Here is a 13,032-nt window from a genome sequence, read left to right as displayed (position 1 = left end):
GATTCAAGAGAGACCCCCTATTAGACGATGGCAATGGCGTGGTCATGGGCCGGGTGGCGAATGACCTCCATCGGGATGCCATAGATGGCGTGCAGGGTCTCGCGAGTCATGATCTGCCCGGGCTCGCCGTGGGTCAGCAGGCGGCCGGAGTGCAGTGCCACCAGCCGATCACAGAAACGGGAGGCCATGTTGATGTCGTGAATGACGATAATGACCCCGATATTGAGCTGACGACTGAGCTGTTTGACCAGGGTCAGCACCTCCACCTGGTGAGCGACATCCAGCGCTGCCAGCGGCTCGTCCAGCAGGATGAAGCGACTTTCCTGGGCCAGCAGCATGGCCAGCCAGACCCGCCCCCGTTCGCCACCGGAGAGGGTGTCCACCAGTCTGTCGGCAAAGCGTTCGGTATGGGTGAGAGCGATGGCCCTGTCCACCTGGCGACGATCTTCCTCTCCCATGCGGCCCAGCAGGCCGCGCCAGGGATAGCGCCCCATATCCACCAGCTCCCGGCCGAGCAGGTTCTCGGCGCTCGGCAGATGCTGGGGCAGATAGGCCACCTGGCGGGCAAAATCCCGATTGCCCCATGCCTGCAACGGCTTGTCATCGAACCGGATCTCGCCACCACTGAGCGGCTGCTGGCGGGCCAGCAGCTTGAGCAGAGTGGATTTGCCTGAACCATTGTGACCGATGAGGCCATAGACCTGCCCCTGCTTGAAGCGCAGATCGGTGGGGTGCAGCAGCGTGCGGTCATTGACCGCAAAGCTGGCTGATTTCATCTCAAACATAAGCTTTACCTGTGCTGGCCAAAGGCCAGTCTCATCGCTGCCGGCATCAGGCCGGCACCTCGCAATCCAGATGGGCAACCGCATCCCGGCTCACCTGCTCGCGCCGCTCACCGGTCAGTTCGCTGAGCCGGCCCTGACGCATCTCCAGCAGGCGATCCGCCAGGGAGAAGTAGTGATCGTCGTGACTGATGGCGATCACCGTCTTGCCCATCTCCTTCAGTCGTGGCAACAGCACCTGATAGAAGATGCGGCGGAACTGGGGATCCTGATCCGCTGCCCACTCGTCAAACAGCATCACCTCGCGCTGCTCCGCCAGTACCAGCAACAGGGCAACCCGCTTGCGTTGACCCTGGGAGAGGTCGATATCGGTGATGAAGTCCTCCTCGATGGCAAGCTTGCTGCCCATCTGCAACCGTTCCAGCCACTCGGCCACCAGCTCATCCTTGGGTTCCGGCCCCAGCAGGTGCTGGAACAGGTGATAGTCGGTGAAGATGGCGGAGAAGAGCGCCAGATAGGCGTTGCGATCGGTGATCGGCTCGCCATCCAGCAGGATCCGGCCAGATACCGGCTGATAGAGGCCGGTCAGCAACATGGCCAGGGTCGATTTGCCGGAACCGTTGCCGCCGATGATGAAGATCTGCTCTCCCCGATCGATCACGAGATTGATGGGGCCCACGGCAAAGCCGCCCTCCCCCTGATAGTGAAAGCTCACCTGCTCCAGTTCGATGCGCTGCCAGGCGCGGGGGGCAGGCGGCAGCGGGAAATCGGGTTCCGGCTCGGCCAGCGCCAGAGCGGCAATCTTGTCGAATGCCACCTGGGCGGCAAGCAGGGTCGGCAGCGCACCAATCCCCTGCAGCAACGGCGTGCGCAGGAACAACAGAGTCAGGGCAAAGGTGGCGGCCACATTGGTGTTGGCCCAGCCCAGGCCGTTGGCCAGGAAGAAGACCAGGCCGATGGCTCCCAGCATCATGATATTCGACCAGTTCACCGCGCTCAGGTGATAGGTGTCGGCGCGGATGATCTGCTGGCGGTAGTCCTGCGCATTCTGCAGATAAAGCTGGTGGTAGACGAAGTGGGCCCGTTCACGGTTGAGCGCCAGCTCCTTGCTGCCGGCGATGATCGCCTGGTAGTTCTGATAGAGCCGATCCTCGGCCTGACGCATGCGGGAGAGGTGGCGATAGACCCGGTTGACCAGCAGCCAACCCACCACCATGGTGACGGTGACCCAGAGGGTGGTGACGCCGAGCAGGGCCGGCGACAGCCAGCCCAGGTAAATGGCCGATCCCAGAGTGAGCACCAGCCCCTGCACCAGCTCCGGCAGGCGCACGAAGGCGATGGTGATCTGGCCGATGTCGCTGGAGAGAGAGGCGAGTAATGGCCCCTGCCCTATCTGGCGGATGCGGCCGACATCGGTATCCAGCAGCTGCTTGAGCAGACGGCCGCGCAGCCGGTAGACAAAATGATGACCAAGGGTGGTCAGGGCCAGCTGGGAGCCGAGGGTGATCACCAGCAGCAACAGAATAAGCCCAATCAGCTGGCCGAGTACCGGTAGCGGCTCACCAACTGATTCGATAAGAGATTGATTGATAAAGGCTATCACGCCAATTCCGCTGACGGCACTGAGCAAGCTGAGCAGAACAATGGCGAGAAAGGGCCAACGGTATTGGCGGTAAACCAGAGACAAGAGTTCCATAAAGGACCGCTATTTCAGGGGAATGCTCAAAACAAGATGCCGGGAAAAACAGGGCGGGAGCCTCGGCCCCCGCCCTGCCTTCATTACCAGCGGTAGTTGATGCTGCCCACTACGCTGCGCGGTTCGCCGTAGTAGCAGTAGTAGTCACAGCTGGCCACATAGGTTTCACCCAGCAGGTTGTTGACGTTGATCTGGGCTCGCCAGTTCTTGGCAAAGTCATACCCGATCATCGCATCCCACACGGTATGGGCCGGCACCTCGGCAGAGCCATAGATGGGGTTGTAACCGGCATCCACGGCACCGATACCGACGCTGGAACCGACGTAACGCACGCCGGTACCCAGCTCGAGACCCGATGCCACGCCCTGTTGCACCTTGTAGTTGCCCCAGAAGGAGGCCATATGGCGCGGGATCAGGCTGGCACGACGATCGCCGTTGCCGGTGTCGTTGGTCTTGGCATCGGTATAGGTGTAGGCGGCGGTCAGGCGCAGCGCATCGGTGGCCTGCACGCTTCCCTCCAGCTCGACGCCACGGGAGGTGACTTCACCCGCCTGGGTCTGCTGGCCGGATCCTGTAGAGACGAGCGAGTTGGTCTGCGCCAGATCGAACAGGGCCAGGTTGATGTAACCGTCGAGGAAGGCTGGCGCATACTTGATGCCGGTTTCGTAGAGCTTGCCCTCGAGCGGCTTGTAGGAGCTTCTGGTATTGGGATCGATCCCCGGCAACACCTCGAACGACTCGGCATAGGCCACGTAGGGAGAGAGGCCGTTATCGGCCAGGTACATCAGGCTGCCGGAGAGGGAGAGCTCGTGGTCATACTGCTTCTCGTTCTTGGTCGCGTTGGTGTTGTGGGTCTCCACATAGTCGAAACGGCCACCGGCGGTCAGCAACCAGCGATCATCCCAGCGGATCTGGTGCTGGGCATAGAAGCCGCTCTGGCCCTTGGTGCTCTTCTGGTGGGTGGCGGTAGACTCGTCAAACCCGGGGAAGCCGCTGTAATCAGGGTGGAAGGTGTTGATGGATCCCATGCCGTAGTTGTCGGCCTCGATCCCTTCGTTGACATGGCGCTGCAGATCCACCCCCAGCAGCAGGGTCTGCTCGGTACGATCCGTGTTCCAGTAGCCCACCATCTGGTTGTCCATAGTGGCGCTCTTGGTATCGCCATCGCGGTAAACCAGGCCACGGTAGGCAGTGGTGCCTTCATAGGTCGGGAAGATATAGGTCTGGCGCAGCAGCAGATCGTTGTAGTTGAAGCGGACGTTCTGCTTGAACTCCCAGGTCTGGTTGAGCTGGTGGGCCAGCTCGTAGCCGGCGGATATCTGGGTGTTGCGGTTGCGATCGTAATCCGGCTGACTAAGGTTGGTGGCGGGATCGATCTGGCCACCCGAGGTATTGAGGGTACCGTAGACCGGGAAGAAGCCGTTGGTGGGCACTCCTTCGTCGTGCTTGAAGCTGGCCAGCAGGGTCAGGCTGGTGCGATCCGAGATATCCAGGGTGACGCTCGGCGCCAGATAAACGCGATCGTTGTAACTGCCATTCAGCACGCCGTCCCGTTCGCTATAGAGGGCGACCATGCGGTAGCGGCTGTTGTCGGTCAGCGCATCGGAGACATCCACCCCGATTTGTCGGTGATCCCGGTTGCCCAGCTGAAGATCCACCTGCCCCTGGGGAGTAGCGGTCGGTCGCTTGCTGATGGCATTGATCACCCCGCCGGGAGGCGCCTCGCCGTAGAGGATCGAGGCCGGGCCTTTCAGCACTTCCACACTCTCCAGACCGAACGGCTCCGGCGTCCAGACATAGTAGCCGGTGCTGAACAGACGGTTGCCATCTAGATAAGAGGCTGCATCGAAGCCGCGCACCTTGAACCAGTCGGCATCGGTATCGGCACCATAAGACTGGGAGAGCACGCCGGAGCGATAGCGCAGCGCCTCGTCCAGCTTCAGCACGGCGTGCTGGTCCAGCTCTTCACGGTTAACCACTGAGACGGCGCGAGGCGTCTCGGCCATGGGCACTTCCACCTTCATGGCGGTCCCTGTGACCACCATGGTTTCACTGGCCTTGGCCAGCTCGGCGGGAGTCTGTTCGGCCATCACAGGCAGAGAGGCCAGCAGGCCGGACAGCGAGAGCATACCCAACCCTCTCTTTCTGCTTCTGCAGAGTCCTGTAGTGTTTTTTTGCGCAATCATATTAAGTCTCGTATATCAATGAGTTATGTTGTTTTAATTGTTATTTTTGGTCGTTTTTAGCGACATCACCCTGTTCCGTGGGTGAATAAAGCAGCGCAATCCTACTACAGGAAACAGCTCAATCGATATAGTTATTAGCAATCATTACCATCCGTATTATCCTCTTATGGGAGCCTTGCCAGCCGATCTCGCCGCCAGAAGGAGTCATCAGGAGCGCCCCGTAAAGAGAGGCATATAAGGAAGCAGAAAATGGCCCTGGGTCCCCGGATCCAGACCGCCGTTCTGAGTGGATCCATTATCCCCAAGCTTTATCCATATTTATCCACACCCTTTGGCGGTAGAATCCGTCTCTTCCTTTCTTGTCTGAAATCAGGATCCATTCCATGGCCAAACTCAATATCGTCGTCGGCTCCATGCTGGGCGCCGCCGAATATGTCGCAGACCACGTTGCCAGCCTGCTGGAACAGGCGGGCCATCAGACCAGGATCCACAACCCGGCCCGACTGGCCGAGGTGCTGGGCGAACCAGAGGAGATCCTGCTGGTGGTCACCTCAACCCATGGCGCCGGTGATGTGCCTGACAACCTGCAGCTTTTCGCCAGGGATCTTGCCGAGCAGCGTCCGGATCTCGATAACCTCAGGTATGGCGTGATCGCTCTGGGTGACAGCAGTTATGACACCTTCTGCCAAGGCGGCAAGACGCTGGATCATCTGCTGAGCGAGTGTGGTGCCAGTCGGATCGGCGAGCGGCTCGACATCGATGTGACCCAGCACGAGATCCCGGAAGATGCGGCGGAAGTGTGGATCCGGGAGTGGATGGCGATGATCGCCTGATCAGGAGCGGGAGATCCGCAAAAAAATGCGATCTCCCGACTTATCCCCAGATCGGCTATCCACCAGGTTATTAACAGCCGGATCCGGATAAGTTGTTCTACAAGGTTACCCACAGCAACCGTCATTTTTGTGAATAACTACAGGTTTAACCTCTGTAAAACCTATAGTTATCCTATGAATTAGATCCGGCCCCACCTGGCGTTGTGTATAAACACAAGGGTTGTCCCCGGGTTAAAAGGGGTAGGATCCAAGCTTTTCCACAGTCATAGATCGTTCTTAACTGAATGATCTTTATGATCAAAAAGTGCTTATCAACAGAAGTGGCGGATCCTAATAAAAGATCCAGTAAAAGATCGATCTAAAGATCCTTAAGATCTAATAAGCAGATCCTCCCTTCATACTGAACGTTAAGTAGACGTTCCCCTCAGGACGCTAAACAGATAGAATGATCCGCCCTTTTAGCCCATGCAGAGAAAGATCTTCAGGCGTGCAGATCAAGGTGATCCCAATGCAATACCATGAACAATTTGATGTGATCGTCGTCGGTGGCGGTCATGCCGGAACAGAAGCAGCAACAGCGGCGGCCCGCATGGGCATGAATACCCTGCTGCTCACCCACAATATCGATACGCTGGGGCACATGTCCTGCAATCCGGCGATCGGCGGGATCGGCAAGGGACACCTGGTCAAGGAAGTTGACGCACTCGGCGGGATCATGGCGCGTGCCATCGATCTTGGCGGGATCCAGTTCCGCACCCTCAATTCTTCCAAGGGCCCGGCGGTACGCGCCACGCGCGCCCAGGCGGATCGTCTGCTCTACAAGGCGGTCGTGCGCCAGATGCTGGAGAACTACCCCAACCTGAAGATCTTCCAGCAGGCCTGTGACGATCTGATCATGGACGGGGATCGCGTCGCCGGTGTGGTGACCCAGAGCGGGATCCGCATCAGTGGCAAGACGGTGGTACTGACCGTCGGCACCTTCCTGAACGGTTTGATCCACATCGGGATGGAAAACTACAAGGGGGGTCGCGCAGGGGATCCTCCCTCGATCGCATTGGCCCAGCGCCTGCGTGAAATGCCGCTGCGCATCGATCGCCTCAAGACCGGCACGCCGCCTCGCATCGATGCCCGCAGCGTCGATTTTTCCGTGATGCAGGCGCAGCACGGTGACGATCCGCGTCCTGTGTTCTCCTTCATCGGAGATGCCAGCCAGCATCCGCGCCAGGTCCCCTGCTACGTCACCCACACCAACGAGCGTACCCACGACGTGATCCGCAACAATCTGGATCGCAGCCCCATGTACGCCGGAGTGATCGAAGGGATAGGCCCCCGTTACTGTCCCTCCATCGAGGACAAGATCACCCGGTTCGCTGACAAGACCGCGCACCAGATTTTCGTCGAGCCGGAAGGCCTGACTACCCATGAACTCTATCCGAACGGGATCTCCACCAGCCTGCCATTCGACGTGCAGGTGCAGATCGTCCGTTCGATCCGGGGCTTCGAGAACGCCCACATCACTCGCCCCGGCTATGCCATCGAGTACGATTTCTTCGATCCGCGGGATCTCAAGGCTAACATGGAGAGCAAATGCATCCCCAACCTGTTCTTCGCCGGCCAGATCAACGGGACTACCGGTTACGAAGAGGCTGCAGCCCAGGGCCTGATGGCCGGTCTGAACGCCGCCCTGCGTGCCCAGGACAAGGATCCCTGGCATCCGCGCCGGGATCAGGCCTACATGGGCGTGATGATGGACGATCTCTCCACCCTGGGCACCCGCGAACCCTATCGCATGTTCACCAGCCGCGCCGAATATCGCCTGCTGCTGCGGGAAGACAACGCTGATATCCGTCTGACCACCATCGGTCGTGAACTGGGTCTGGTCGACGACGAGCGCTGGAGCAAGTTCAACGCCAAGATGGAACAGGTGGAGCTGGAGCGTCAGCGCATGCGCTCGACCTGGATCCACCCGCAACATCCGTCTCTGGAAGCGGTCAACGCCCTGGTCAACACCCCGCTGACTCGCGAGCAGAGCCTGGAAGAGCTGCTGCGTCGTCCCGAGGTAACCTACGATGCCCTGATGGCCATCGACGGGGTCGGTCCGGCCATCGCCGATCCGGCCGCCGCCGAGCAGGTGGAGATCCAGATCAAGTACGCTGGTTACATCGAGCGCCAGCACGACGAGGTGGAGAAGCAGCTGCGCAACGAGAACACCCTGCTGCCGCTGGATCTCGACTACCGCGATGTGAACGGCCTCTCCAACGAGGTGAAAACCAAGCTGAACGATGCCAAGCCGCAGACCATTGGTCAGGCCTCCCGCATCTCGGGGATCACCCCGGCTGCCATCTCCATCCTGCTGGTTCACCTGAAAAAACACGGCCTGCTGCGTAAAACCGCCTGAGGAATCCCATGTTGGAAAGATTGAACGGCCTGCTCATGCAGGCCGGAATTGTTATCACCGATACCCAAAAGAGCCAATTGGTGCAGCTGGTCGAGTTGCTGCACAAGTGGAACAAGGCTTACAATCTCACCTCGGTGCGTGATCCGGATGCCATGCTGGTCAAGCATATTCTCGACAGCCTGGTGGTGAGTCCCCACTTGCACGGGGAACGCTTCATCGACGTGGGCACGGGCCCCGGCTTGCCTGGCCTGCCGCTGGCGATCATCAATCCGGACAAGCAGTTCGTGCTGCTCGACAGTCTGGGCAAGCGGATCAACTTCATCCGCCAGGTCATTCTGGAGCTGGGGTTGACCAACGTCACGCCAGTCAAATCCCGGGTGGAAGAGTATCAACCCGAACAGGGATTTGACGGCGTGCTCAGCCGGGCCTTCGCCTCGCTGGAAGACATGCTGAGCTGGTGTCACCATCTGCCGTCAGCACAGGGCAGCTTCCTGGCCCTCAAGGGACAATATCCCGAACAGGAGCTGGCCCAGTTGCCTGCCAATATCCGTCTGGTAGCCTGTCATGAGTTGCGGGTGCCGGAACTGGAAGGGGAACGTCACCTGCTGGAATTCAAACATATCCAGCCCGAATAGGGTCGCAGTATCAATTAGGGGATCGTGTGGGAAAAGTCATCGCCATAGCCAACCAGAAGGGTGGGGTGGGTAAAACCACCACTTGTGTGAACCTGGCCGCCTCCATGGCTGCCACCCGGCGCAAGGTGCTGGTGATCGATCTGGATCCGCAGGGCAATGCCACCATGGGCAGTGGCGTCGACAAGTACGATGTCGAACGCACCGCCTATGAGCTGCTGATCGAAGATGCCCCCATCGGCGAGGTGATCATCCCCGAAACCACCGGGGGCTATCACCTGATCGCCGCCAACGCCGACGTCACGGCGGCCGAAATCCGTCTGATGGAGTTCTTCGCCCGCGAGATCCGCCTGCGCAACGCGCTGGCCTCGGTACGGGACAAGTACGACTACGTCTTCATCGACTGTCCACCCTCTCTCAACATGCTGACGGTGAACGCCATGGCGGCTGCCGACTCGGTGCTGGTGCCCATGCAGTGCGAATATTACGCGCTGGAAGGGCTCACCGCCCTGGTCGATACCATCAGCAAGCTGGCGGCCGTGGTCAATCCGGATCTCAAGATCGAAGGGGTGCTGCGCACTATGTTCGATCACCGCAACCGGCTGGCCAATGATGTGTCCGATCAGCTAAAACAGCATTTCGGTGACCGGGTCTACCGCACCATCATCCCCCGCAACGTAAGACTGGCAGAGGCGCCGAGCTTCGGTGCCCCGGCCATGCACTATGACAAATCATCGGTGGGCGCCAAGGCCTACCTGGCGCTGGCCGGCGAGATACTGCGCCGCCAGGAACAGGAGCGTCAGGCGACCATCGCAGACCGAGAGAGCATATGACTCTGAAAAAACGTGGTCTGGGCAAGGGGCTGGATGCCCTGCTCAGTACCAGCACGGCTGCCCGCCAGAAACAGGTGATGAGCGATCAGCGCACCGAGCAGGCCATGGCCCCCGCCAACCAGGGGGAGCTGCGCAAGCTGCCGGTGGAGTGGTTGCACTCCGGCAAGTACCAGCCGCGTAAGGATATGTCGCAGGATGCACTGGAAGAGTTGGCCAATTCCATCCGCGCCCAGGGGGTGATCCAGCCCATCGTGGTGCGCCCTGTCGCCGAAAAGTCTTTCGAAATCATCGCCGGTGAACGACGCTGGCGTGCATCCCAACTGGCCCGTCTCGAAGTAGTTCCCTGTATCGTCAAGGATGTGCCCGACGAGTCGGCAGTGGCCATCGCTCTCATCGAGAACATCCAGCGCGAAGATCTCAATGCCATCGAAGAGGCGGTCGCCCTGCAGCGGCTGCTGACTGAGTTCGAACTCACCCACCAACAGGTGGCCGAGGCGGTGGGCAAGTCTCGCACCACGGTCACCAACCTGCTGCGCCTCAACCAGCTCAACGATGACGTGAAGCGCTTCGTCGAACACGGCGATCTCGACATGGGCCATGCCCGTGCCCTGCTGGCCCTGAGCGGCCAGGCCCAGTCCGAGCTGGCCAAGCTGGTTGCCCAGAAAGGGTTGACCGTGCGGGATACCGAAAAACTGGTGCAAAAGGCGCTGGAGCCGGAAAAAGCCAGGGTGGAAACGGCACGCGATCCCCAGTTTGGCTACCTGGAACGCCAGCTGGCCGAAAAAATTGGTAATCAGGTACAACTTCAGCCTGGCAAGCGGGATAGCGGAAAGTTAGTAATTAGTTACGAGAACTTGTCCGATTTGGACCGTATATTGGGCTATTTTGGCGTGTCGGAATCGTGATTTTTACGCTTTTTGTAGTAATAAAACATCCATTCCTTTTGATATGTACATAACCTGAATTTAGCGCTGAAAGCCGCAAAAAATAAGGATTTTTGTCATATTGCAATAGCTGCCCTCAAGGGTATAATTTGACCGGCTTTAAGAGCTGTTAACATGGGGTCTTCGGATCCCGATTTTTTACAGTTCTGTAATGTTCAGGGGTACGTTGGTGAAGCAGAAAATAGCCTTGGAAGGTTTGACACTGGCCTTGGTTATGCTCGTTTGTCAGCTGGTCCTGATCCTGGCGATGAGTGCCGTCTGGTATTACCTGACTGGCGCCAGCGCTGGTTACTCCTCCCTCTATGGAGGGGGGATGTACTGGGTTCCTCAAGCCCTGTTTACGGTCTGGGTATTGCGCCGCAAGGTGGATGCCGAGAGTGTAGGCCTGGTCTTGCGGGACTTTTATGGTGGGGCAGGGATTAAGCTCATAACTACAACAGGACTCTTTGGCCTGCTGTTTGGTGCAGGTGTTGAAGTGCATGCCGCTTCGTTCTTCACCACTTATATCCTCGCCCTCGTTGTACAGTGGATGGTCTCATTCACACTTAACAACCACTATTAGGAAAACTCATGTCTGCAACCGGAGAAGTCCTGACTCCTCAGGGATATATCTCCCACCACTTGACCCACCTGCAAGTCGGGTCTGGGTTCTGGACAGTCAATATCGACTCAATGGTATTTTCTGTTCTGTTGGGCGCCCTGTTTATCTGGTTGTTCCGCCGTGTCGCCGTCAAGGCTACCAGCGGGGTACCGGGTAAGCTGCAGTGCTTTGTGGAGATGCTGGTCGAGTTTGTGAGTGGTAACGTCAAGGACATCTTTCATGGTCGAAACAAGGTCATCGCACCTTTGGCCCTGACGGTGTTTGTGTGGATCTTCCTGATGAACCTGATGGATCTGATCCCCGTTGACTTTATCCCCCACGCTGCACAATTGATGGGTATTCCCTATCTGCGTGTGGTTCCCTCTGCTGACGTTAACATCACCATGTCCATGGCTTTGGGCGTGTTCTTCTTGATTCTGTATTACAGCATCAAGGTCAAGGGAATCGGCGGGTTTGTGAAAGAGCTGACGCTTCAGCCTTTCAACCACCCGGCGGCCATCCCGGTTAACCTCATCTTGGAAACTGTTACGCTGATTTCCAAACCTGTTTCTCTGGGTCTTCGACTGTTCGGCAACATGTATGCTGGCGAACTGATCTTTATCCTGATTGCGGGTTTGTTACCCTGGTGGTCACAGTGGATTCTGTCCGTGCCTTGGGCAATCTTCCACATCCTGATCATCACTTTGCAGGCGTTTATCTTCATGGTTCTGACCATCGTCTATCTGTCGATGGCGCAGGAAGATCATGGTTGATGCAACTCAAATAATCCTTTTTATACAATCAATTACATCTTAATAAATGGAGATCCTCATGGAAAACTTGAACATGGACCTGCTGTACATCGCTGCTGCAATGATGATGGGTCTGGCTGCTATCGGTGCATCCATCGGTATCGGTATTCTGGGTGGTAAGTTCCTGGAAGGTGCTGCTCGTCAACCTGATCTGATCCCTGTTCTGCGTACCCAGTTCTTCATCGTAATGGGTCTGGTGGATGCGATTCCGATGATCGCCGTTGGTCTGGGTCTGTACGTGATGTTTGCGGTTGCTGGCTAAGTCGATACGACATCTCCAGGCATAACCCATTAACTAACTAAAGAGGACATCGGCTGTGAATATCAACGCCACCCTCCTCGGCCAAGCAATTGCTTTTTTCTTCTTCGTAGTGTTTTGCATGAAGTACGTATGGCCGCCGCTGATGGCTGCCATCGAAGCTCGTCAGAAAGCCATTGCTGACGGTCTCTCTTCTGCCGAACGAGCCAAGAAAGATCTGGATTTGGCCAAGGCCAACGCCGTCGATCAGCTGAAAGAAGCCAAGCTCCAGGCTGCTGAAATCATTGAACAGGCCAACAAACGCAAGGCCCAGATCATTGATGAGGCAACTGTCGGGGCCCAGGCCGAGCGGGAAAAAATCCTGGCTCAAGGCCGTGCCGAGATTGAAGCTGAACGTCATCGTGCCAAAGAAGAACTGCGCAAGCAGGTTGCAACTCTTGCCATCGCTGGTGCAGAGAAGATCCTGGCGCGCCAAATCGACCAGGCTGCCAACAGCGACATCGTCGACAAACTGGTAGCAGAACTGTAACGGGAACGGGGCTATGTCTGAACTGACTACAATCGCTCGCCCCTACGCCAAGGCTGCTTTCGAGTTTGCCGTTGAGCACAAGGCGGTTGATCAGTGGCTGGGGATGCTCAGCTTCGCGGCGGAAGTCGTGAAGAACGAGACCATCCACTCCCTGGTAAACGGCTCTGTGGCTGCCGAAGAACTGGCAAAACTGTTTGTCAGCATCTGCGGTGAGCAACTCGACGAGCATGGCCAGAACCTGATCCGGGTGATGGCTGAGAATGGTCGCTTGGGTGTGCTGCCGGCGGTCGTTGCCGAATTTGTGGTGCTCAAGGCTGAACTGGATAAAGAAGTTCAGGCTGACGTGATTTCGGCGATCGAACTGACCGACCAGCAGAAAGCCAATATTCAGGCTTCTCTGGAACAACGTCTCGCGCGCAAAGTGAAGCTGAATTGCAGCATTGATGCGTCCTTGATGGCCGGAGTGCTCATCAAGGCCGGTGATCTGGTTATCGACGGTACTGTCCGCGGTAAGCTGGATCGCATGGCTGACGCGCTGCAATCTTGAT

The 13,032-nt window shown here is 57.8% G+C and carries 13 protein-coding genes; 10 read left to right on the top strand and 3 right to left on the bottom strand.

Annotated features, from left to right (window positions below; all coding sequences use genetic code 11):
• Positions 1 to 20 precede the first annotated feature (20 nt).
• From ACB034_RS19305 to ACB034_RS19295, 3 genes are all read right to left on the bottom strand, one after another.
• Positions 21 to 785 (bottom strand): ATP-binding cassette domain-containing protein, encoded by a 765-nt coding sequence (locus tag ACB034_RS19305; RefSeq protein WP_371173516.1) that lies wholly within the window; start codon positions 783 to 785, stop codon positions 21 to 23.
• A gap of 46 nt (positions 786 to 831) precedes the next feature.
• Positions 832 to 2,478 carry a multidrug ABC transporter permease/ATP-binding protein gene (locus ACB034_RS19300; RefSeq protein ID WP_371173515.1) on the bottom strand — a complete coding sequence of 549 codons (1,647 nt, stop codon included), beginning with the start codon at positions 2,476 to 2,478 and terminating at the stop codon, positions 832 to 834.
• Between the two features lie 83 nt (positions 2,479 to 2,561).
• Complete coding sequence (locus ACB034_RS19295; RefSeq protein ID WP_371173514.1) at positions 2,562 to 4,664, bottom strand: TonB-dependent siderophore receptor; 2,103 nt, start codon at positions 4,662 to 4,664, stop codon at positions 2,562 to 2,564.
• A gap of 383 nt (positions 4,665 to 5,047) precedes the next feature.
• On the opposite strand from ACB034_RS19295, the gene mioC reads away from it, so the two are divergent.
• The 10 genes from mioC to atpH all read left to right on the top strand — a co-directional run bounded on the left by mioC (position 5,048) and on the right by atpH (position 13,031).
• A complete protein-coding gene (mioC, locus tag ACB034_RS19290; protein ID WP_371173513.1) occupies positions 5,048 to 5,497 on the top strand; it encodes an FMN-binding protein MioC in 450 nt (149 codons plus the stop codon).
• A gap of 508 nt (positions 5,498 to 6,005) precedes the next feature.
• Positions 6,006 to 7,895, top strand: coding sequence for a tRNA uridine-5-carboxymethylaminomethyl(34) synthesis enzyme MnmG (mnmG, locus tag ACB034_RS19285; protein WP_124239393.1), 1,890 nt, complete (start codon positions 6,006 to 6,008; stop codon positions 7,893 to 7,895).
• 8 nt (positions 7,896 to 7,903) lie between these two features.
• A complete protein-coding gene (gene rsmG / locus ACB034_RS19280; RefSeq protein WP_042073499.1) occupies positions 7,904 to 8,530 on the top strand; it encodes a 16S rRNA (guanine(527)-N(7))-methyltransferase RsmG in 627 nt (208 codons plus the stop codon).
• 26 nt (positions 8,531 to 8,556) lie between these two features.
• The gene (locus tag ACB034_RS19275; protein ID WP_026455863.1) at positions 8,557 to 9,360 is read left to right on the top strand and encodes a ParA family protein; all 804 of its coding nucleotides are present in this window, start codon (positions 8,557 to 8,559) and stop codon (positions 9,358 to 9,360) included.
• Entirely contained in the window at positions 9,357 to 10,265 is a 909-nt protein-coding gene (locus ACB034_RS19270) for a ParB/RepB/Spo0J family partition protein (RefSeq protein ID WP_042025372.1), read from the top strand. Before ACB034_RS19275 ends, ACB034_RS19270 begins: the two co-directional genes overlap by 4 nt.
• A 190-nt stretch (positions 10,266 to 10,455) precedes the next feature.
• Positions 10,456 to 10,866, top strand: a complete 411-nt coding sequence (locus ACB034_RS19265; RefSeq protein ID WP_042025370.1) for an ATP synthase subunit I — start codon at positions 10,456 to 10,458, stop codon at positions 10,864 to 10,866.
• A gap of 8 nt (positions 10,867 to 10,874) precedes the next feature.
• On the top strand, positions 10,875 to 11,657 hold the full coding sequence (gene atpB, locus ACB034_RS19260) for a F0F1 ATP synthase subunit A (RefSeq protein WP_042025369.1): 783 nt from the start codon (positions 10,875 to 10,877) through the stop codon (positions 11,655 to 11,657).
• A gap of 58 nt (positions 11,658 to 11,715) precedes the next feature.
• The gene (gene atpE, locus ACB034_RS19255; RefSeq protein WP_005307205.1) at positions 11,716 to 11,958 is read left to right on the top strand and encodes a F0F1 ATP synthase subunit C; all 243 of its coding nucleotides are present in this window, start codon (positions 11,716 to 11,718) and stop codon (positions 11,956 to 11,958) included.
• A gap of 55 nt (positions 11,959 to 12,013) precedes the next feature.
• Positions 12,014 to 12,484: a F0F1 ATP synthase subunit B gene (atpF, locus tag ACB034_RS19250; RefSeq protein ID WP_026455860.1), complete on the top strand. Its 471-nt coding sequence runs from the start codon at positions 12,014 to 12,016 to the stop codon at positions 12,482 to 12,484.
• Between the two features lie 13 nt (positions 12,485 to 12,497).
• Positions 12,498 to 13,031 (top strand): F0F1 ATP synthase subunit delta, encoded by a 534-nt coding sequence (atpH, locus tag ACB034_RS19245; protein ID WP_026455859.1) that lies wholly within the window; start codon positions 12,498 to 12,500, stop codon positions 13,029 to 13,031.
• Position 13,032 lies beyond the last annotated feature (1 nt).

It is taken from the genome of Aeromonas sp. S18(2024), from assembly GCF_041402525.1.
Classification (GTDB): Bacteria; Pseudomonadota; Gammaproteobacteria; order Enterobacterales; family Aeromonadaceae; genus Aeromonas; species Aeromonas enteropelogenes.
The sequence above is the reverse complement of the archived record's forward strand: the minus strand, read 5'-3'. Positions and strand labels throughout refer to the sequence as shown.